Source organism: Streptomyces montanus (assembly GCF_005786655.1).
GTDB classification, from domain to species: domain Bacteria; phylum Actinomycetota; class Actinomycetes; order Streptomycetales; family Streptomycetaceae; genus Streptomyces; species Streptomyces sporangiiformans.
On sequence record NZ_VBZC01000024.1, the window covers coordinates 46,504 to 66,260 of the forward strand.

The 19,757-nt window shown below is 71.9% G+C and carries 24 protein-coding genes; 9 read left to right on the forward strand and 15 right to left on the reverse strand.

Annotated features, from left to right (window positions below; translation table 11 throughout):
- Positions 1-15: 15 nt before the first annotated feature.
- Positions 16-576, reverse strand: coding sequence for a rhodanese-like domain-containing protein (locus FE633_RS22245; RefSeq protein ID WP_138046917.1), 561 nt, complete (start codon positions 574-576; stop codon positions 16-18).
- Positions 577-671: 95 nt separating this feature from the next.
- On the opposite strand from FE633_RS22245, the gene FE633_RS22250 reads away from it, so the two are divergent.
- Positions 672-1,118 carry an Lrp/AsnC family transcriptional regulator gene (locus FE633_RS22250; RefSeq protein WP_138046918.1) on the forward strand — a complete coding sequence of 149 codons (447 nt, stop codon included), beginning with the start codon at positions 672-674 and terminating at the stop codon, positions 1,116-1,118.
- Here FE633_RS22250 and FE633_RS22255 read toward each other — a convergent pair.
- Both FE633_RS22255 and FE633_RS22260 read right to left on the reverse strand, forming a co-directional pair.
- Positions 1,112-4,108, reverse strand: coding sequence for an AAA family ATPase (locus FE633_RS22255; protein WP_138046919.1), 2,997 nt, complete (start codon positions 4,106-4,108; stop codon positions 1,112-1,114). The genes FE633_RS22250 and FE633_RS22255 overlap by 7 nt on opposite strands.
- Complete coding sequence (locus tag FE633_RS22260; protein ID WP_138046920.1) at positions 4,105-5,268, reverse strand: exonuclease SbcCD subunit D; 1,164 nt, start codon at positions 5,266-5,268, stop codon at positions 4,105-4,107. Before FE633_RS22260 ends, FE633_RS22255 begins: the two co-directional genes overlap by 4 nt.
- A gap of 214 nt (positions 5,269-5,482) precedes the next feature.
- Here FE633_RS22260 and FE633_RS22265 point away from each other — a divergent pair, with 214 nt between their 5' ends.
- Positions 5,483-5,809, forward strand: coding sequence for an antibiotic biosynthesis monooxygenase family protein (locus tag FE633_RS22265; RefSeq protein WP_119106117.1), 327 nt, complete (start codon positions 5,483-5,485; stop codon positions 5,807-5,809).
- 130 nt (positions 5,810-5,939) lie between these two features.
- Here FE633_RS22265 and FE633_RS22270 read toward each other — a convergent pair whose 3' ends face one another.
- The 3 genes from FE633_RS22270 to FE633_RS22280 form a co-directional block, all read right to left on the reverse strand.
- On the reverse strand, positions 5,940-6,566 hold the full coding sequence (locus FE633_RS22270) for a YigZ family protein (protein WP_138046921.1): 627 nt from the start codon (positions 6,564-6,566) through the stop codon (positions 5,940-5,942).
- Between the two features lie 70 nt (positions 6,567-6,636).
- Positions 6,637-7,194 (reverse strand): SixA phosphatase family protein, encoded by a 558-nt coding sequence (locus FE633_RS22275; protein WP_138046922.1) that lies wholly within the window; start codon positions 7,192-7,194, stop codon positions 6,637-6,639.
- Positions 7,191-8,039, reverse strand: coding sequence for a hypothetical protein (locus FE633_RS22280; RefSeq protein WP_246113767.1), 849 nt, complete (start codon positions 8,037-8,039; stop codon positions 7,191-7,193). Before FE633_RS22280 ends, FE633_RS22275 begins: the two co-directional genes overlap by 4 nt.
- Positions 8,040-8,264: 225 nt before the next feature.
- Between FE633_RS22280 and FE633_RS22285 the strand changes: the two genes are divergently transcribed.
- Positions 8,265-8,672, forward strand: coding sequence for a CoA-binding protein (locus tag FE633_RS22285; RefSeq protein ID WP_138046923.1), 408 nt, complete (start codon positions 8,265-8,267; stop codon positions 8,670-8,672).
- Between the two features lie 55 nt (positions 8,673-8,727).
- Here the strand turns inward: FE633_RS22285 and FE633_RS22290 are convergent, their stop codons facing one another.
- Positions 8,728-9,375 carry a dihydrofolate reductase family protein gene (locus FE633_RS22290; RefSeq protein WP_138046924.1) on the reverse strand — a complete coding sequence of 216 codons (648 nt, stop codon included), beginning with the start codon at positions 9,373-9,375 and terminating at the stop codon, positions 8,728-8,730.
- A gap of 236 nt (positions 9,376-9,611) precedes the next feature.
- Between FE633_RS22290 and FE633_RS49820 the strand changes: the two genes are divergently transcribed.
- Together FE633_RS49820 and FE633_RS22300 are read left to right on the forward strand one after the other, a co-directional pair.
- A complete protein-coding gene (locus tag FE633_RS49820; RefSeq protein ID WP_171060070.1) occupies positions 9,612-9,923 on the forward strand; it encodes a hypothetical protein in 312 nt (103 codons plus the stop codon).
- Between the two features lie 32 nt (positions 9,924-9,955).
- On the forward strand, positions 9,956-10,519 hold the full coding sequence (locus FE633_RS22300; RefSeq protein ID WP_425473205.1) for a snapalysin family zinc-dependent metalloprotease: 564 nt from the start codon (positions 9,956-9,958) through the stop codon (positions 10,517-10,519).
- A 136-nt stretch (positions 10,520-10,655) separates the two neighbouring features.
- On the opposite strand, the gene FE633_RS22305 is transcribed toward FE633_RS22300, so the two are convergent.
- From FE633_RS22305 to FE633_RS47380, 3 genes are all read right to left on the reverse strand, one after another.
- The gene (locus tag FE633_RS22305) at positions 10,656-11,471 is read right to left on the reverse strand and encodes a VOC family protein (RefSeq protein WP_138046925.1); all 816 of its coding nucleotides are present in this window, start codon (positions 11,469-11,471) and stop codon (positions 10,656-10,658) included.
- 34 nt (positions 11,472-11,505) lie between these two features.
- On the reverse strand, positions 11,506-11,652 hold the full coding sequence (locus FE633_RS47375) for a hypothetical protein (protein WP_171060071.1): 147 nt from the start codon (positions 11,650-11,652) through the stop codon (positions 11,506-11,508).
- 230 nt (positions 11,653-11,882) lie between these two features.
- Positions 11,883-12,059: a hypothetical protein gene (locus FE633_RS47380; protein WP_171060072.1), complete on the reverse strand. Its 177-nt coding sequence runs from the start codon at positions 12,057-12,059 to the stop codon at positions 11,883-11,885.
- A 134-nt stretch (positions 12,060-12,193) separates the two neighbouring features.
- On the opposite strand from FE633_RS47380, the gene FE633_RS22310 reads away from it, so the two are divergent.
- On the forward strand, positions 12,194-13,750 hold the full coding sequence (locus tag FE633_RS22310; protein ID WP_138046926.1) for an FAD-dependent oxidoreductase: 1,557 nt from the start codon (positions 12,194-12,196) through the stop codon (positions 13,748-13,750).
- Between the two features lie 56 nt (positions 13,751-13,806).
- On the opposite strand, the gene FE633_RS22315 is transcribed toward FE633_RS22310, so the two are convergent.
- The gene (locus tag FE633_RS22315; protein WP_171060073.1) at positions 13,807-14,166 is read right to left on the reverse strand and encodes an ArsR/SmtB family transcription factor; all 360 of its coding nucleotides are present in this window, start codon (positions 14,164-14,166) and stop codon (positions 13,807-13,809) included.
- A 61-nt stretch (positions 14,167-14,227) separates the two neighbouring features.
- Here FE633_RS22315 and FE633_RS22320 point away from each other — a divergent pair, with 61 nt between their 5' ends.
- Positions 14,228-15,364: a cation diffusion facilitator family transporter gene (locus FE633_RS22320; protein WP_138046927.1), complete on the forward strand. Its 1,137-nt coding sequence runs from the start codon at positions 14,228-14,230 to the stop codon at positions 15,362-15,364.
- A 15-nt stretch (positions 15,365-15,379) separates the two neighbouring features.
- On the opposite strand, the gene FE633_RS22325 is transcribed toward FE633_RS22320, so the two are convergent.
- Positions 15,380-15,937 (reverse strand): YbaK/EbsC family protein, encoded by a 558-nt coding sequence (locus tag FE633_RS22325; protein WP_138046928.1) that lies wholly within the window; start codon positions 15,935-15,937, stop codon positions 15,380-15,382.
- Positions 15,938-15,980: 43 nt separating this feature from the next.
- Positions 15,981-16,586 (reverse strand): helix-turn-helix domain-containing protein, encoded by a 606-nt coding sequence (locus FE633_RS22330; RefSeq protein ID WP_171060074.1) that lies wholly within the window; start codon positions 16,584-16,586, stop codon positions 15,981-15,983.
- A gap of 59 nt (positions 16,587-16,645) precedes the next feature.
- Between FE633_RS22330 and FE633_RS22335 the strand changes: the two genes are divergently transcribed.
- Positions 16,646-17,497 carry a DMT family transporter gene (locus FE633_RS22335; RefSeq protein WP_138046930.1) on the forward strand — a complete coding sequence of 284 codons (852 nt, stop codon included), beginning with the start codon at positions 16,646-16,648 and terminating at the stop codon, positions 17,495-17,497.
- 33 nt (positions 17,498-17,530) lie between these two features.
- On the opposite strand, the gene FE633_RS22340 is transcribed toward FE633_RS22335, so the two are convergent.
- Positions 17,531-18,355 carry an acyltransferase gene (locus FE633_RS22340; RefSeq protein ID WP_138046931.1) on the reverse strand — a complete coding sequence of 275 codons (825 nt, stop codon included), beginning with the start codon at positions 18,353-18,355 and terminating at the stop codon, positions 17,531-17,533.
- A gap of 86 nt (positions 18,356-18,441) precedes the next feature.
- Between FE633_RS22340 and FE633_RS22345 the strand changes: the two genes are divergently transcribed.
- Positions 18,442-18,975 carry a gamma carbonic anhydrase family protein gene (locus FE633_RS22345; protein WP_119106085.1) on the forward strand — a complete coding sequence of 178 codons (534 nt, stop codon included), beginning with the start codon at positions 18,442-18,444 and terminating at the stop codon, positions 18,973-18,975.
- A 1-nt stretch (position 18,976) separates the two neighbouring features.
- On the opposite strand, the gene FE633_RS22350 is transcribed toward FE633_RS22345, so the two are convergent.
- Positions 18,977-19,660, reverse strand: a complete 684-nt coding sequence (locus FE633_RS22350) for a DedA family protein (protein ID WP_138046932.1) — start codon at positions 19,658-19,660, stop codon at positions 18,977-18,979.
- Positions 19,661-19,757: the final 97 nt, after the last annotated feature.

Genomic DNA, 19,757 nt, shown 5'->3' on the forward strand with positions numbered 1-19,757 from the left:
CGGTGCGCTGCGAGGTCAGCAGCCGCAGTCCGCCGCGTCGACCGGTACCGTCAACGGGTCGGGTGTACGCCGCTCGCGCCCCTCCCAGGTCTCGAACTCGAAGCCCTCGCGCGCCCAGTACTCGAAGCCGCCGAGCATCTCCTTGACCTGGAAGCCCAGTTCGGCGAGCGCGAGGGCGGCGCGGGTCCCGCCGTTGCAGCCGGGGCCCCAGCAGTAGGTGACGACCGGTACGGCCTTGTCGAGAAGCCCCTCGGCCTGTTCGGGGATGACGTCGGTGGGCAGGTGGATCGCGCCGGGCACATGGCCCTGGTCCCAGGACTGCGTGGAGCGGCAGTCCAGGACGACGAAACCGGGGTCGCCGTCGGTGGCCAGCGCGGCGGCGACGTCGGAGACGTCCGTGTGGAAGGCGAGGCTCGCGCCGAAGTGGGCGGCGGCCGCGGCGGGCGATGCCGGGGCCACGCGCAGAACCGGGTTGGCTGCGGTGGTGATGCCGGTCGTGGCCTTGGTCGGCGTTGCCGTCACCGTCGCCGTGCCCGTCGTCGTGGTCGTCGCATGCGCAGTCGTTGTTGTGGTCATGGGCAAGAATCTACGGCCGGTGACTCGCCGTCATGAAGGGAAGATCCCCGGCCTTGCCCTTGATCGGCCGGGGCTTTCCCTGCTATTTCTCGGGCATGACCGCGTATTCCCCGGACGCCACCGACTGGCGCATCCTCGATGTCCTCCAGCGCGAGGGCCGCGCGAGCTTCGCCGAGCTGGCCCGGGCCGTCTCCATGTCCGCGAGCGCCGTCACCGAACGGGTGCGCCGCCTGGAGGAGGCAGGCGTCATCCAGGGGTACGCGGCCGTCGTCGTCCCGGAGAGTCTGGGTCTGCCGATCCTCGCGTTCGTGCGGCTGCGCTATCCGAACGCCAACTACAAGCCGTTCCACGATCTCGTCGCCACTACCCCCGAGATCCTGGAGGCGCACCACGTCACGGGCGACGACTGCTTCGTCCTCAAGGTCACGGCACGCTCGATGCGTCACCTGGAGGAGGTGTCGGGCAAGATCAGCACACTGGGCTCGGTGACCACGAACGTCGTGTACTCGTCACCGCTGCCGCGCCGTCCGATCAGTCACTGACCCCGCTGCCGTACGACCGATCCCGAGCGTCCCTTCACGACCTCCAGCTGGGCGTGGATCCGCCGCCGCAGGTCGGCGACATGGCTGACGATGCCTACGCTGCGGTCCCGCTCCCGCAGTGAGTCGAGGACGTCGAGGACGTCGTCGAGCGTCTGGTCGTCGAGGCTGCCGAATCCCTCGTCGATGAAGAGCGTGTCCAGACGAACGCCCCCCGCCTCATCGGTGACCACGTCGGCGAGGCCCAGGGCGAGGGCGAGCGACGCGAAGAACGTCTCGCCGCCGGAGAGCGTCGCCGTGTCCCGCTCGCGCCCGGTCCAGGCGTCGACGACATGCAGGCCGAGTCCGCTGCGGCCGCGGCCCGCGCGGTCGTCGGAGTGGACGAGGGTGTAGCGCCCGGACGACATGCGCTGGAGCCGCGCGGTCGCGGCGGCCGCCACCTGCTCCAGGCGGGCGGCGAGCACATAGGACTCCAGGCGCATCTTGCGCTCGTTGTCCGCGGAGGTGCCCGCCGCGAGGGTGGCGATGCGCGCCACACGGTCGTACTCCTCACGCAGCGGACCGAGTCGGCGCACCGACACGGTCGCGCGGTGGGTCAGCCGGTCGAGTTCCGTACAGCGCCGGTCGGCCGCGTCGCGCGCGGAAGCGGCCTCACGCACCCGCCGGGCGGCATCGGAGGCGGCCTGTTCCGCCGCGGCGAGATCGGCGGGCGGCTGCTGCGCGGCGGCTGCCGTGTCGGCCTCGGCGAGCACGGCCCGCACCGCCGCCGCTTCATGCTGCCAGGCGTCGAGCCGCCGTTGGAGCTCACGATGGGCCGCGTCGTCGAGGAGGGCGGCTGCCGCGGCCTGCGGCGTGTCGAACCCGGAGCGGAAGGCCGCGTCGGCGAGTCGCGCGTCGGCGTCCTTGAGCCGCTGCGCGGTGTCCGCCGCGCCCCTTGCGGCGTCGGCTGCCTCGGTGAGCCGGCCGACCAGCCGCTCCAGCTCCGCCGCCCGTGCGGACACGCTGCCCGCCGTGCCCCGGGCCTGCGCCAACTCCTCCTCCAGCGCGGCCCCTTCACGGTCGAGCGTGTCCCTGCGCGCGGCACGTGACGCGGCACGGACCGCGGCTTCCTGGTGGGCGGCGAGCCGCCGCTCGTGCTCGCGCTCGGCCTGTCTCAGTGCCTCACTCGCCGCGTGGAGCCCGGAGGCGGCACCACGCGCCTCGGCGTGTCGTCGCGTCAACTCCTCAGCCTGCTCGGCGAGTTGCGAGGTAGGGGCGTCGCCCGCCTCGGCCGTCGCGGCGGCCAGCGCCTCGCGGGCGACGCCGAGCCGCCGCTCGGCCTCGGCACGCTGCTCGTCGGCGCGTTGATACGCGGCGAGTGCGGTCTCCTCCGCCTGCTGGTCGACGTGTCCGTCGATCTTCTGGGCGGGCGTGGGGTGTTCGGTGGCGCCGCAGACGGCACAGGGGCGGCCGTCCACGAGGTGGGCGGCCAGCTCCGCCGCGATGCCCTGCAGACGCTGTTCTTTGAGATCGAGCCAGTGGGCGCGCGCGTCCGTGGCCCGCTCGCGCGCGGCGAGCACGCGCGCGTGGGCCTCGTCCGTGTCTCCGGCCAGCTGGTCGCGCAGCCGTGCGGCGGCCAGCCGTGCCTGGGCGGGCTCGCGCTGGACGGCGAGCTGCTCGGCGCGGTTGGCGGACTCCTGAGCGGATTCGATCCGGCCCTGGAGACCGGCTCGGGTCGTCTCCCAGGAGGCGAGCCAGCTCTCGGCGTCCTGGAGGACGTCGTCATCGGCACGCTCCTGGCGCTCCAACGCGTCGCGCTCGGCGTCGAGTTCGGCCAGCCGGCGCTCGGCTCGGCGAGCCGACTCCAGACCACCCAGCTCTTCCGCGGCCTTACGTGCGGCGGACGCGAGGCCCGTCGCGCCGGCGTCCGCGAAGGTCTCCGGGAGCTGGGCGCGCGCGCGTGCCTCTTCGGCGTCGGCGCGCCGGTGCTCGGCCCCGGCGGCATCGCGCAGCCCCAGCGCGGGCGCCACCGCCTCGGCCTTGCGGGCGCGTTCCATGCGCGCCTCGGCCTCCCGGTGTGCCCCGGAGCGCTCCTCCAGGCGTGCGGCCCGCTCCCGCGCCTCGGCGAATCGGCTCTGCAGCCGCGCCACTTCGCGTACGTCGTCGAGGACACGATCCGCGGCGGCCTGCGCCGACTCGGCGGCGCTCTGGGCGCAGTGGGCGACGGTGAACCGTTCCCGTGCCGTGCTGCGGGCGATCGCGGCCCAGGACAGCACGGACTCGGCCAGCCCCGGGTCTCCGGGGGCGAGGTCCGGCAGCGGGAGCTCCACGATGTCCCCGGCAGCCTGCTGCATGCGGTGGGCGTCGGCCAGTAACTCCGCGTCCCGGTCGCGTACTTGAGCCTCGGCGGCGCGCCGGCGCTCGGCCAGGCGCTGCTCGACTGCCGCGAAGCGGTGGGTGTCGAAGAGCCGGCCGAGGAGCCTGCCGCGGGCCTCGGCGTCGGCCCGCAGGAAGCGCGCGAAGTCGCCCTGGGGCAACAGCACGACCTGGCAGAACTGCTCGCGGCTCATGCCGAGCAGCTGGGTGATCTCCTCGCCTATCTCCTGGTGGGAGCGGCTGAGGTCCTTCCAGGACCCGGCCGACGCGTCGTACTCGCGCAGCCAGCTCTGGGCCTTGTCGGTCGTGGTGCCCGATCCGCGCTTCTTGGGACGCTCCCACGGCGGCTGCCGGGTGAGCTCCAGCCGCCGCCCGGCGACGGTCAGTTCGAGGCAGACCTCGGTACGGGTGGCGGGCGCGGCGTGGTCGCTGCGCAGGGCCAGGCCCTGGCCGCTCTGGCGGGCGCCCGGCACCGACCCGTACAGCGCGTAGCAGACGGCGTCCAGGACCGAGGTCTTGCCCGCGCCGGTCGGGCCGTGCAGCAGGAAGAGGCCGGCGGCCGACAGGTCGTCGAAATCGACCTCCTGGGCGCCGCCGAAGGGCCCGAACGCGGTGATACGCAGCCGGTGCAGCCTCATCGGGCCACCTCGCGGACGGTCTCGTCGGCGCGCACGGCGTCGAACGCGTCCTGGAGCACGGCCTGTTCCCGCGCGTCGGGCCCGGCGCCGCGCACATGGGTCACGAAGTCCTCCGCGATCTGCTGGTCGCTGCGCCCCGCGAGGCGCCGGGCGTACGAGACGTCGGGGTCGTCGGGCGCCCGCTCGGGTGCGAAGACGAGGCTGAGCGTGTGCGGGAAGCGTTCGGTGATGCGCGCCATCGGCTCGGCCGGTCGCACCGGGTCGGTGAGGGTCGCCTCGACCCACGCCTCCTCGTGCCGCGCCAGCTCCGGGTCGGCGAGCAGATCCTCCAACCGCCCCCGGACGCGGGCGAGGGCGCGCGGCACGGGGCAGTCGATCCGCTCGGCGTCGATCGAGCCGTCGGCGTCGAGGTCGATCAGCCACATGCTCTTGTGGTGGTCCGCCTCCGAGAAGGAGTACGGCAGCGGCGACCCGGAGTAGCGCACGCGTTCGGTGATGGTCTGGCTGCCGTGCAGATGGCCGAGCGCGGCGTAGTCGACTCCGTCGAAGACCCCGGCCGGTACGGCGGCGACCCCGCCGACCGTGATGTCGCGCTCGCTGTCGCTGGCCTCGCCGCCGGTGACGAAGGCGTGCGCGAGGACGACGGAACGGGTGCCTCGCGCGCGCGTGGCGAGGTCGGCGCGGACGCGGTCCATCGCGGCCGCGAGCACCGCCTCATGGCCGGCCTTCTCGACCCCGAACTCGTCCTTCACCAAGGCCGGTTCGAGATACGGCAGACCGTAGAAGGCCACGTCGCCGTGGGCGTCGCCCAGGACCACGGGAGTGGCGCACGACGACGGCTCGGTCCTGAGATGGATGCCCGCACGGTCGATCAGGCCGGCCCCCACGCCCAGTCGGCGCGCCGAGTCGTGGTTCCCGGAGATCATCACCGTGGGGACACCGAGGTCGGCCAGGCGGTGCAGGGCGTCGTCGAAGAGCTCGACCGCGGCCAGCGGGGGCACCGCGCGGTCGTACACGTCCCCCGACACGACCACCGCGTCCACGCCGCGCTCGCGCGCGGTCGTGACGAGGTGGCCGATGAACTCGGCCTGCGCACCGAGCATGTTCACCCGGTGGAACGCCCGCCCGAGATGCCAGTCGGAAGTGTGCAGCAGTCTCAAGAAACCGCTCCGACCTGCATGTTTCCCCCCACAACGCCGGTAAGTACCGCACGAACCCACATGGGCTCGCCTTCAGCACCGACCACGCTAACGCCTGTCGGCATCTGATCCACCACGAACCCAGCCTGCCACCCGCATACGACACGCGGGCGAGAGGCGGCCAACCAGGCGGGCCCGCACGGCTCTCCCGTGCCCCTGGGGAACAATGGAGCGCATGAGCATCGTCAAGATCAATGTACTCACGGTTCCCGAAGACCAGCGCGAAACCCTGGAGAAGCGGTTCGCCGCTCGCGCGGGCACGGTGGACAGCTCGGACGGGTTCGAGTGGTTCGAGCTTCTTCGCCCGGTGGAGGGCACCGACACCTACCTCGTCTACACGCGCTGGCGGAGCGAAGAGGACTTCCAGAACTGGATGTCCGGCCGTGGACAGGCGGCGCACAGTGGCGGGTCCGCGGGCGGCGACCGGCCGAAGCCCGCCGCGACCGATGCGACGCTGTGGTCCTTCGAGGTGGTTCAGCAAGCCGGGCCCAAGCAGAGCTGACGCCATCCCTCACCGCCGCGGAGAACGCGCCTGATCGAGGCCATGGGCGAAGGCTCGATCATGGCGCGTCGGCGTGGGGGGCGGCCGAGTGCGGCAGGGGTCCGGTCGAGTGCGGCTGGGTCCGGTCGAGTCAGGCGTCCCCGTACGCCTCTCCCCCGAGTTCGAACTCCGCGGTCCCCGAGGTGGTATCGGCCAGCCACGCCCGGAACGCCTCCACGTGCGCGTCCGGCAGCCCGATCTCGATGGTGACCGCCTCCCCGTAGCTCACGTCCCGTACTTCTCGTCCGGTCGACCGCAGGTCGTTCTGCAGCTTGCCCGCCCGCTGGTGGTCGACCGTGACGGTGGCGAGACGGAAGCGTCTGCGCGTGATCGTGCCGAGGGCGTCCAGCGCCTCGCCCACCGATCCGCCGTACGCGCGGATGAGCCCGCCCGCGCCGAGTTTGACCCCGCCGTAGTAGCGAGTGACCACGGCGACGACGTACCGCATGTCGCGGCGCAGCAGCATCTGCAGCATCGGGACGCCCGCCGTGCCGCCCGGTTCGCCGTCGTCACTGGCCTTCTGCACGGAGGCGTCGGCACCGATGACGTACGCGTAGCAGTTGTGCGTGGCGTCCGCGTGCTCCTTGCGGACGCAGGCGATGAAGTCCTGGGCCTCCTGTTCGCTGCCCGCGGGCGCGAGGGCGCACAGGAAGCGGGAGCGGTTGACCTCGGTCTCGTGCACGCCTGCGCGGGCCACCGTGCGGTACTCGTCCTGCATCGGGCAAGCGTATGTGCTGCACGCGCGCGTGCGGCCCGCCGGGATGCTCGACGGCCGCCCGACACGGCGGTCAGTGCTTCTTGTCCGGCTTCGTCTTGCCCCTCGGCACGGTCATCGAGGTGAGCAGCGCCGTGCCCGGGCCGAGGGACCGCCAGGTGGCGCCGTGCCAGGCGAGGACCGCGATCGCCGAGGTCGGGAACTTCGTCCGTACGTCGTCGAGCGCGTCGTTGAGGCAGTCCCCGGCCAGGGTGAGCACCAGCTCCTCCAGTCCGGGGTTGTGCCCGATCAACAGCAGTGTCCTGACCTCGGCGGGCACTTCGCGCACGGCTGCCAGCAGTTCGGGCACGTCGGCCGCGTACAGCTGGGGATCGTGACGTACGGGAGGGGGTGTGGCCCACTGCGCGGCGGCCAGTTCCCAGGTCTGCCGGGCGCGCCGGGCGGTGGAGCAGAGCGCGAGGTCGGGCAGCCAGCCGGCGTCGGCCAGCGCGTGCCCGGCGGCCGGGGCATCGCGTCTGCCGCGCGGCGCGAGCGGGCGTTCGTGGTCGGGGATGCCTTCGGGCCAGGCGGACTTGGCGTGCCGCAGCACGACGAGTCTGCGCAACGGGCCCGCCGCGGCGCGCGCGATCACGACGGGGTCCCACGACCGAGGTCGGACGGGTTCCCGCCGCCGACGTCGGACGGACTGCCGCGCCCGGGGTCGGGCGGACTGCCGCGGCCGATGTCACGGGTGAGTTCGAGCCCGAGGAGGCGGTCCGCGAAGGCGTACGTCTCGAAGCGTGCGCCGTCCGGAACGGTGTCCGACGTCGCGACGCGCCGCAGTACGTCGAGGACGGCGGGCACGTCCAGGTCGTCCTCCCAGGCGGCGCGCAACTGTTCGCGTACGGGATCGGGGATGGGGCTGGAGGGCCGCGTCGCCCAGGCGGCGACGGCTCCGCGCCAGTGGGCGAGGACCTTCTCGGCGTCGGCGAGGGCGGCCGCGCCCAGCCGGACGGGATCGCGGCGCGGCCGGGCGAGCAGGGCGAGGCGCAGCGCCGAGGGGTCAGCCTGGCCGATCCCCTCGGAAACTGCGGCGCTCTCCTCGTCGGCCGGGCCGTCGGTGCTCTCGTCATGGACCCGGGCGACCTCGACATGAACGCCCTCCAGTGCCTTGTCCTCCGGGCCGGGGGCGGCCAGGACATGCAGAACCTGTGCCTCGCCCAGCCCCGATCCGCTCTCACGGTGCTCCTCGAACGGCCGGACGCCGAGCGCCATGGCCCGCTCCCGGAGCTCCGCGTACCCCTCCGCCGCGGTCAGCACCGTCCAGACGGGCGTGCCGTTGAGCTCCAGGGCGCGGACGAGGACGTCGGCGACGAGGAGGACCCGCAGGCCGGTGGTGTCGGCGCGCGGCACATGTGCCTCGACACGGGTCAGGCCCCGGCGGGCGGGGGCGGCGTCGGTGGGCTCGCCGGTTCGGGCGTCGGTGATTTGGAGCACGGGGTGAGCGTAGGCGCGCGGAAGGCCGGACGCAGAGAGGTGTGCGCCATTCCGGGCACGCTTGGACCTCCGGAGTCGTCGACCCCCGCCGGACTCCAGCCGGACTCCAACCGATGGGCACGCCGACGGACCGCCACGCGCAGTTCATGCCGGTCGGCGGGAATCCCCCCGAGTGAACACTGGTTGCCGGATACAGGCGAACGTCCGACCCCGCAGGAGGCCAGCGTGTACGGCGACACGGACACCATCCGCAAGATCCTCACCGAGCTCGGTGACACCTGGGCGATCGTGGGCCTCTCCTCGAACGAGGGGCGGGCCGCATACGGAGTCGCACGGGTCCTGCAGCGCTACGGCAAGCGGATCGTCCCCGTACACCCGAAGGCCGAGACGGTCCACGGGGAAAAGGGCTATCCGTCCCTCGACGCCATTCCGTTCGACGTCGACGTGGTGGACGTCTTCGTGAACAGCGACCTCGCCGGACCGGTCGCCGACGACGCCGTGGCCAAGGGCGCCCAAGCGGTCTGGTTCCAGCTCGGCGTCATCGACGAGGCCGCGTACGACCGGACTCGCGCCGCGGGCCTCGACATGGTCATGGACCGCTGCCCGGCGATTGAAATCAATTCCCTGGGTTAGCCGGACACAGGGTCACGTGGTCGGCGGTCTGTCTGCCACTGGCTGCCGAGGTGGTTCAGAGACCCACACGGGTGAACGTCACATGCGTGACTCCGCTGGGCGAGGAGGTCGCCTCGACCTCGTAGTCCTTCTCGGTGCCCTCCAGTCCGTCCCAGAGGCGTACGCCTCGGCCGAGCAGGGTCGGGACCACCACGATGTGCATGTGGTCGATGAGCCCGGCGGCAAGGAAGTCGCGGATCAGGGTGGGCCCTCCGCCGATGCGTACGTCCTGGCCGCCCGCGGCCTCGCGGGCCGTCTCGAGCGCCTTGGCGGGCGAGGCGTCGAGGAAGTGGAACGTCGTGCCGCCCTCCATCTCGATCGACGGGCGCGGGTGATGGGTGAGGATGAAGGTCGGTGTGTGGAACGGCGGGTTGGGCCCCCACCACCCCTTCCACTCCGGGTCCTCGTGCCATCCGGGCGGGCCGAACTTCCCGGCGCCCATGATCTCGGCGCCGATCCCGGGCGTGAACTGCCGCGCGAAAGCGTCGTCGACGCCGCCGGTCCCGCCGGGCCGGCCGATCATCTTGTGCCAAAACCCGGTGGCGAACATCCACTCGTGCAGCCCTTCGCCGGCGTGGCCGAACGGCGCGTCATGGCTCTGACCCTCACCGGTGCCGAAGCCGTCGAGCGAGATGGAGAAGTTGTGGACGCGGGCGAGTGACATGGCTGGCGACTCCTTTTCCTTCTGCTGATCGAGCTTCTTCCTTCTGCTGGTCGAGCTTCGTCGGATCAGCTCGGCCATGAAGCAATGATGGCCGCCCCGACGTCATGAAGGCGAACTCCTGGCGCAGCGGGCCACAGAGATCCTGGGGCGAGTGGACGCCGCATCTGTCGAGCTGGCCGCCCGCGTGTCCTGGCATCACAGCCCCGAGTACCGGTGGCGGCCAGGGCGGGCATGCCGTGACGGCGCAGGATGCGGTGGGCGGTGGAGGCGGCGACGCCGGTGCGGGCGGCCAGCCGCACAGGTCCGATGCGGTGCTCGTGGCTCAGGCGGACGACCTGCTGTCCGATTGGCGACCTCCTCGGTCAGTTCGCCGTGGGCCGTGGAAACTGCGATCAGGCACCATCGCCATTGAGTGCGATGTGCAGGTCGAAGACCTCAAGGTTCTTGCCGTCGGCGGCCTCCAGCCCGACCAGCTGATGTCCAGAACGGCGGACGGATTGGAAGGGGCAGGGGAGGGGCAGATGACGCTCATCATGTCATGGACATGATGAGCACCTCTTCCCCCCACAGGAGGATCATCGTGACACTCAGAAACGCCGCGCGGGCGCTGATCACCATGCTGGTGGTGGCGCTGTCGTGGACCATCGGTCAGGCCACGGCCACGGCCGCGCCCGCGTCTCCGGCCGCCACCGCCGCGGTCGTCTTAACGTACGACACGGAGGGGGCCGCGGAGTTCGTCGACGCGGTCCGCAGCGGTGCGGAGGTCTGGAACGAGAACGTGGCCAACGTCCAACTGGAGCCGGTGGCCGCGGGTGACGAGGCCAACATCGAGATCCTCGCGGACGACGGCTGGCCGCGCGCCCAAACCACCCGCCTGGGCAACGGCACCGTGTGGATGGGGCGGCAGGCGGTGAACGAGGGCCACCACACCATCCGCATCGCCGCGCACGAACTCGGCCACATCCTCGGGTTGCCCGACGTGAAACCGGGCCCGTGCAGCAGCCTCATGTCCGGTTCCTCGGCCGGCGTCGACTGCACCAACCCCGTCCCGGACGCCGCCGAACGGGCCGCCGTCGAAGACAACTTCGCCGCCATCGGCAACAGCCCGGCGTACGCCTACGAGCCGCGGATGTACCGGGACTGACCGTTCCGTTCCTCGCGGTCCCAGCAGGTTCACAGCACTCCAAGGTGCCCTGCCCCCTCGCGCCCGGTGTGCGCCGGGGGCAGGGCATTGTGTGCGCGTGCGGTGCGGGCGGCTGCCGTGCCGCGGGCCGACCGCGTCAGCGGTCCCTGCGCGAGGTCACGGTGAACTGGGCCCCGTCGGAGTCACGGAGTACCGCCTCCGTCGGGGGCTTTTCCGTGGGGGATGTGCCGACCCGGACGACGGTGCCGCCGTGCGCCTCCGCTGCGCGAACGCAGGCCTCGACGTCCGTGACCGCGAAGTGAACCTGCCAGTGCGGTCGGATCGTGGGGTCGGGCGCCGCCCCCACGGCGCCGGAATGTATCCGGGCCACCACGTCTCCGGCGCTGCGCAGGACCACGTCGTCCCCGTCGTAGTGGACCTCGCAGCAGCCGGGACGCGAGGTGGCCCACTCCAGGACCTCGCCGTAGAACATCGCGGCGTCGAAGGCGTCGCGGGTGAGCAGCCGCAAGAAGGCCGGCGCCGCGCGGCGCCAGGTCTCCCAGCCGGCGACGAGCTGCCCCTCCCATATGCCGAAGACGGCCCCGTCGCGGTCGGCCAGGAGAGCCGCCCGTCCCGGCGGGAACGCGATCGGGCCGACCGCTGCCGTGCCCCCGCGTTCCTGCACCCGGGCCACGGCCTCGTCCGCGCTGGACACGGCGAAGTAGGGGGTCCAGGCGACGTCCATCTGCCACATGGAGGCCACGGCCGCGATACCCGCGACCGGCACGTCGTTCGCGTACGCGATCCTGAACCGGTCCCCCATCTTGGCCGGCCGGAATTTCCATCCCAGTACCGCGTGGTAGAAATCCTCCGCCGTCTCCTGGTCGCGTGCCGTCAGACTGACCCAGCACGGGGCTCCGAATACCGAGTGGCTCGAGATGACGTCGTCTTGGACTGTTGTATCGCGGTTCATGACGGTACCGTCCTGGTCTCGCTGACCGACGTGCTCAGCCGCCGGTGCCGCATCGCTCCCAGACGCGGTGCTCGCGCGGCACCCGGGTGAGCTGTTCCAGAGCGGTTTCGGCACTCGCCCAGCCACCGACGACCTTCCCGTATCGGAGGGCCTCCGACCGCATCGACCGCACGAGGAGCACGCGCGGATCCGTGGGTTCCTTCGGTTACAGCATCCCCCGCCTCGGCGTCCCGCGCTCCGCAGGCGTCGTTCACCGGCCCTCGGTCACCGGCCTTCAGTGGGTTCTTCTCGCTCATGAAGAGCTTCCAACCGTGGTCGGGGTGGTGTGCGACGCCTGAGTACCCCCGACGCGATCTTTGAACCGTCGGCACGGCTGGGACGATTGTCAGTACCTTCGTGCTCGGCTACGGCTCAGTCCGTGCCCCGGATGATGTTGCTCTCGGGGTCCATGAACTCCTGCTCGCCACCGTCGTCCCGGCGGGGACCACGCACGAAGGGAACATCGAGCACCCCGTCTCCGGTCCCGCGCTCCTCGATGACCGGCTCGACGACGACCGGCTCGATGTCTGTGCTGGTGCCGGGTTCCATGGGGGCACCTCCTACGTCTTTCCAGATTGCCGTACCGAGTTACCCGAAGGCCGCCACCGAAACGGCCCACGCGTTCCACGGCCCCCCGAGCAGGGCGGATGCTTCGTCCGCCGGTTCCCGGGGACTCGGTGCGCATGACCGAGAACGCAGGCATTCGGGGCTCGTACTGGATGGACACGGCACCGGGCGAGCCGTACCCGGCGCTCGACACGGACCTGACCGTCGACGTGGCCGTGGTCGGCGCGGGTATCGCCGGGATCAGCACGGCCTGGGAACTGGCCCGCGACGGGCGGAGCGTCGCTCTCCTGGAGGCTGATCGCGTCGCCGCGGGCGTCACCGGCCACACGACCGCCAAGCTCTCCGCCCAGCACACGCTGATCTACGACCGGCTGCGCCGCACCCGGGGCGCGGAGGCGGCACACCTGTACGCGCGCTCGCAGACCGATGCCATCGAGCACGCCGCGGCCCTCGTCGACGAGCTGCGCATCGACTGCGACTGGGAGCGGACGAGCGCCTTCACGTACACCCGGGACCCTGTACGGGTCCCCGAGATCCGCGCCGAGGCGGAGGCCGCCCGCGACGCCGGGCTGCCCGCGGAGTTCGTGACCGAGACCGACCTCCCTTACTCCATTGCGGGCGCGGTACGTGTCACCCAGCAGGCCCAGTTCCACCCCCGCAAGTACCTGCTGGCCCTGGTCGAGGAACTGCGGGCCCAAGGCGCGCACATCCACGAGCGCACACGCATCGTCGGCCTCGAACAGCTCGAACAGGTCGACGCGTGCCGTCTGACGGCCGAGACCGGGGCGCGGGTGACCGCCGGCGATGTCGTGATCGCCACGCACTACCCGGTCTTCGACCGGGCACTGCTGTTCACCCGGCTCTCGCCGCGCCGCGAACTCGTCGTCGCGGCGCCCCTTCCGGCCGACCGCGACCCCTCCGGCATGTACATCACGCCGGAGGAGGACACCCGCTCGGTGCGTACGGCCCCCTACCAGGACGGCGAACGGCTGCTGATCGTCACCGGCGAGCACTTCACGCCCGGCACCGGCGACACCGACAAGCGGTTCGCGCGCCTCGCCGACTGGGCCGAGGAACACTTCCCGGGCATCACGCTCACCCACCGGTGGGCCACACAGGACAACGACTCCACCGACACGGTGCCGCTCGTCGGTCATCTCCCTCCGGCCTCGCGCCACGCGTACGTGGCGACGGGGTTCGGCGGATGGGGAATGAGCGGCGGCATCATGGCCGGCCGACTGCTGTCCGGGCTCATCACGGGCGACCGCCCGCCGTGGGCCGAACTGTACGATCCACGGCGCCTGCGTTCCGTGCTCCGGGAGGCTCCGGCCTTCCTCAAGCACCAGGCGAAGGTGGCCCGGCACTTCGTGGGCGACCGGCTGCCGTCGCCGTACGCCGACTCGTTGGCCGACATCGCGCCCGGCACCGGCTCCGTCGTCCGCCACGCCGGACAGCGCTGCGCCGTCTACCGCGACGAGGACGGTCAGGCGCATGCCGTGTCCGCGCGGTGTACGCACATGGGATGTCTGGTCGCCTTCAACTCGGCGGAACACGCCTGGGAGTGCCCGTGCCACGGCTCCCGTTTCGGAACCGACGGTGAGGTGCTGCAGGGCCCGGCGACACGGCCGCTGGAGCGGCGCGAGCTGCGTGAGGGCGAGCCGCTGGAGGACTGACCGGAGCGCGGGCGGACCGCAGCGTGGGCGGCTGGGAACGAGGGCGTATGGACCGCTCAGTCGTGTGGCGGCCGGTCGCTCAGCCGGTGGTCGGCGAGGTTGAGCGCCTCGTCCACGACCCGGCGCAGATGACCGTCCCGCAGGGAGTAGATCACCCGGCGGCCCTCCTTGCGGGTGTTCACGAGCCCCGCGAGACGCAGCCGCGCCAGGTGCTGGCTGACGGCCGGGCGGGCCGCGCCGCACCGCTCCGTGAGGGTCGTGACGTCGGCCTCGTCGTCGGCCAGGGCGTGCAGCAGGACGAGGCGGGTGCGGTCGCCGAGGAGGGCGAGGAGCTCGGCGGCGAGAGCGAACTGCTCCTCGCCCGGGGTACGCGGATGCGCATCGTGCGCAGGTGACAGGTGCATGCGTGCGCTCATACGCACATAATGGCCCTATGGACCTACCGAGTCCACTGCCGCGCACGGAAAGGTGACGCTTGTGAGCACCGAGCACCATGGGCACGCCCACCACCAGCACCAGCCCGGCCACAGCCACAGCCACAGCCACAGCCACGACAGACGCGAGCACAGCCACAACCACAGCCACAGTCACGACCAGCGCGCACACCGCGCGCACCGCGCGCGCCCCTCGCGTCTGCGCCACCGGCTGCGCCACCTCCTCACGCCCCACTCCCACGAAGCCGCCGACAAGGTCGACGCCGCCCTGGAGTCCTCCGCCCGCGGCATCCGGGCCCTGTGGATCTCGCTGGCCGTGCTCGGCGTGACCGCCGCGGCGCAGGCAGGGGTGGTCGTGATCTCCGGTTCGGTCGCACTGCTGGGCGACACCGTGCACAACGCCGCGGACGCGCTCACCGCCGTACCTCTCGGCATCGCCTTCGTCCTGGGTCGGCGCGCGGCGACGCGGCGGTTCACGTACGGCTACGGGCGGGCCGAGGATCTGGCGGGCCTCGTGATCGTGCTGACGATCGCCGCGTCCGCCGTGTTCGCGGGCTGGACGGCGATCGACCGCCTGCTCGATCCGCGCCCGGTGGCCCACATTCCGGTCGTCGCGGCGGCGGCCGTCATCGGATTCGCGGGCAACGAGTCGGTGGCCCGCTATCGCATCCGCGTCGGCCGCGAGATCGGCTCGGCCGCCCTCGTCGCGGACGGTCTGCACGCGCGCACGGACGGGTTCACCTCGCTCGCCGTCCTGCTGGGCGCGGGCGGGGCGGCACTCGGCTGGCAACTCGCCGACCCGATCGTGGGGCTGGCGATCACGGCGGCTCTGCTGCTGGTGCTCCGTGACGCCGCGCGCGAGGTCTTCCGCCGGGTGATGGACGCGATCGACCCGGCGCTGGTGGACACGGCCGAGCGTGCGCTGCGCGAGGTGCCGGGCGTGCAGGGTGTCGGCGAGCTGCGGCTGCGCTGGATCGGCCACCGGCTGCGTGCCGAGGTCGCGCTGGTCGTCGACGGCGAATCGAGCGTGCGGCATGCCCATCGCATCGCGGTCGAGGCCGAACACGCCCTGCTGCACGCCGTTCCCGGGCTCACCGCGGCCCTGGTCCACGCCGACCCGTCACCCGCCCCCGGGGAAACGGACCCCCACCTCGCCCTGGCCCATCACGCGGCGGCCTGACCCGGCCCTACGAGGTCAGGCGACGCCGAGCCCCTCCAGCACCACGGCGTTCGGCAACTCCGCGAACGCCTTCCCCGGGACCAGCAGCTTCCCGCGCCGACGGCCGCTGCCGACCAGGACGTACGGCAGATCGACCACCGCCGAGTCCACCAGCACCGGCCACGTGGCGGGCAGCCCGATCGGCGTGATCCCGCCGTACTCCATGCCGGTCTCGCCGGTTGCCGTGTCCATCGCCGCGAACGACGCCTTGCGGGCGCCGAGTTGGCGCCGGACCACGCCGTTCACATCGACTCGGGTGCCGGAGAGTACGACGCACGCGACCAGAGTGGTCTCCCCGCCGCGCTTGCCCGCGACGACGACACAGTTGGCGGACTGTTCGAGGAGTTCCTCGCCGTAGTGCTGGACGAACGTGGCGGTGTCGGCCCATTGCGGCTCGGTGTCGACGTACACGATCTGCTCTGCGGGGACGCTGCCGCGCCACTGGCGTACCGCGTCGGCGACGGGGCGGGTCAGTGCGTCCAGGCAGTCGGGAGCCGGCGTGGCGTTGTCGAAGTGTCCGATGGGAGCGCGCATGACCGCACGCTAACAGCCCTGCGAGCGCGCCTCGACGTGCGTCTCAGTGCACGGCCGGGACCGACACCGTCATGACCATCTCCAGCCGTACGTCGCCCGAATTGGCGTACGTATGGGGGACGTTGGCCTCGAAGGAGGCACTCGCTCCCGCCGGGACCCGGTGCTCCGTGCCGTCGACGGTGAGCGTCAGCTCACCCGCCGTGACGTGGAGGAGTTCGACCGTGCCGGCCGGGTGCGGGTCCGAGGAGCTGCCCTCGCCCGGCATGAGCAGCCAGTCCCACATCTCCAGCGGTCCGGGGGCCTCGGTCCCCGCGAGGAGCCGGTTGTAGCTGCCGGCGTCGGTGTGCCAGAGCCGGACGGCCTGCCCGGCCGGGATGATCCGCACCTTCGGGCCCTGCTCGTAGTCCAGCAGCGTGGTGATGCTGACGCCGAGTGCGTCGCCGATCTTGACGACGGTGCCCAGGCTGGGGTTGGTCCGGGCCTGCTCGATCTGGATGAGCATGCCGCGGCTGACCCCCGCGCGGGCGGCCAGCGCCTCCAGGGTGAAGCCGCGCTCGGTGCGCCAGCGCTTGACGTTGCGCGCCAGGGACTGGGTCAGCAGGTCGAGGTCCGACACATTCCGTCCAATATTCTGAATGACAGAGTTCATTGCATTGCACTACGGTGTGGTGCACCTGATCGTTCACCGCACTGTACTGCGAGGCCTCCATGACAGCACTCTTCGCCCTGGCCACGAGCCTCCTGTGGGGGCTGGCCGACTTCGGCGGCGGGCTGCTGACACGACGTACGCCGGCGCTGACGGTGGTGGTCGTCTCGCAGTCGATCGCCACTGTCGTGCTCGGTGCGATCGTCGTGGCGACGGGGGCCTGGAGCGAGACGGGCCCACAGCTGTGGTTCGCGGTGGCGGCGGGGCTCGTCGGACCCGTCGCGATGCTCGCCTTCTACAAGGCACTCGCCCTCGGCCCGATGGGCGTCGTCTCGCCGCTGGGCTCCCTCGGCGTCGCCGTCCCGGTGGCGGTGGGCCTCGTCCTCGGCGAGCGCCCGGGGCTGCTGCAGTTCGCGGGGATCGCGGTCGCCGTCGTGGGAGTCGTGCTCGCGGGCGGCCCGCAGTTCAAGGGCGCCCCCGTGCAGCGGCAGGCCGTCCTGCTCACGCTGCTCGCGGCGTTCGGCTTCGGCGCGGTGATGGCCCTGATCGCCGAGGCGTCGACCACCCTCACCGGTCTCTTCCTCGCCCTGTTCGTACAGCGCGTCACGAATGTGGCGGCGGGCGGCGCGGCCCTGCATGTCGCCGTGCGGCGCGGCACCGAGGCTCCGCCGAAGATCGCCTGGGGCTCGCTCCCGGCCCTCGCCTTCGTCGGCCTCGCCGATGTCGCGGCCAACGGCACCTACGCGCTGGCCGCCCAGAACGGCCCGGTCACGGTGGCCGCCGTACTCGCCTCCCTCTACCCGGTGGTCACGGCGCTGGCGGCGCGCGGCTTCCTCAGCGAGCGGCTGCGGGGGCTCCAGGCGGCGGGTGCGGGTCTGGCCCTCGTCGGCACGGTGCTGCTCGCCACGGGCTGAGACACCGGCTCCGAGTGAGACTCGGGCGCCGCGTCAGGACTCGGCGCGTACGTCCTCGGGGGCACGCTCCGTCCCCAGTGCGGCAAGACGGGCGGCGCCCTCGGCGTCGAGCTCGCCCAGCGCCAGCAACTGCTCCGGGGTGACTCCGTCGGGGATCGGCACCGGTGCCGGTGTACGCAGCGGCGGCTGCCAGCCGTCGTCGGGCGACCAGCGCCGCACGACGCGGGCCGGGGCTCCGGCCACCACCGCGTGGTCCGACACCACACCGCGGACCACCGCACCGGCCGCCACCACGACGTTCCGCCCGATCCGCGCCCCCGGCAGGATCACCGCGCCCGTCCCGATCCAGCAGCCCGAGCCGATCTCCACCGCCTCCATCCGCGGCCACTGCTTGCCGATCGGCTCGTGGGGATCGTCGTACGAGTGGTTCGTGGACGTCACGTACGCATACGGACCGAAGTAGCAGTCGCTGCCGATCGTGACTGTCGTGTCGGCGATGACGTGGCTGCCGCGGCCCAGCACGACACCGTCGCCGATGCGCAGGATGGGGTCCGGGCCGAGGTCGAGGTCGGGCATCAACCCGGCGGTCAGGGTGACCTGTTCGGCGATGATGCAGTGCGAGCCGAGGTGGATCCACGGCTCACCGAAGACCGTGCCCTGCGGGAAGGCGAGCCTGGTACCTGTTCCTATCGCGCCGAAGCGCAGCCGCCCGGGATCGTCGGCGGTCACGGCGCCCATCCGTTGCGCCCAGGCCCAGCCCGCGTGCACGACGCGCTGGGACAGCCGGCGCCGCCATGATGAGAACGTGTTCTTGCGCTTGGGCACCCGCTCACCGTACTCAGCGTGAGGTGTGCCCATGAGGTCGTACGGCTGTGATCTTCGCCCCACCCGGGCCTTGCCCGGATGGCTTACGGTGCCGGTACCGACGAGACAAGGAGTAGGCGATGACGCACAAGGCGCTGATCGCGGGCGTGGGCGGCAAGGATCCGAAGGTGGATCAGGAGGCGTTCACCGCCCCGACGTCCGTGGTGCTCGGCGAGGTGACGCTGCACGCGGGCGCGAGCGTCTGGTACGGCGCGGTGCTGCGGGCCGACTGCGGACCGATCGTCATAGGCGCCGACAGCAATGTCCAGGACAATTGCTCACTCCATGTCGACCCGGGCTTCCCGATCACCATCGGCGAGCGCGTCTCGATCGGCCACAACGCCGTCGTGCACGGCGCCACGGTCGAGGACGACTGCCTGATCGGAATGGGTGCCACGGTGCTCAACGGGGCAGTGATCGGCGCCGGTTCGCTGGTCGCCGCGCAGGCGCTGGTGCCGCAGGGCATGCGCGTGCCCCCGGGCTCGCTCGTCGCGGGCGTACCCGCCAAGGTGAAGCGGGAGCTGACCGCCGAGGAGCGCGAGGGCATCTCGCTGAACGGCACGCTGTACGTGGAAATGGCCAGGGCGCACCAGGCCGCCCACGAGGAGCGGTGACTCAGTCGGCGGCCGGGACGGTCTCCGGCTCGGCCCCGGTCGCCGCCTTCTCCGTCGCCGTCTCGGCCGTCGTGGTCTGGGCGGTCGCCTTCTTGGCCTTGCGCTTGAGGACCAGCATGGAGACCAGCCCGATGAGCACGGCCGCCACCAGGCCGAGCCAGGAGAAGCGCTTGAGCCAGGACTCGGCGACGACGCCGACGTAGTAGATGACGGCCGTGGTGCCGCCCGCCCAGAGGATCCCGCCGAAGACGTTGGCGATCAGGAACTTCCAGTACGGCATGCGCAGGACACCGGCGAGCGGGCCCGCGAAGATCCGCAGCAGGGCGACGAAGCGGCCGAAGAACACGGCCCACATGCCCCACTTCTCGAAGGACCGTTCCGCGGTGGCGACATGGCCCTCGCTGAAGTGCTTGGGGAACTTGCCGCCGAGCCAGGCCAGCAGCGGACGTCCGCCCTTGCGGCCGATGGCGTAGCCGATGGAGTCCCCGATGATCGCGCCCGCGCTGGCGCACGCGCCGAGGATGAAGGGGTCGATCTCGCCGTGCTGGGAGGCGAGCAGTGCAGAGGAGACCAGGATGATCTCGCCGGGCAGCGGGATGCCCAGGCTCTCCAGACCGATGACCACGCCCACCAGCGCGTAGATGCTGACCGCAGGCACGGTCTCGAGCCATTCCTGGACGTGCAACGCCGTTTCCTCCCCATCCGACGAACCCGCGTTCCCGGCGCACGCTCTCCGAAGAACGCACGCCGGGGCAGACTACCTGTTCACTGGGACGGCAGCG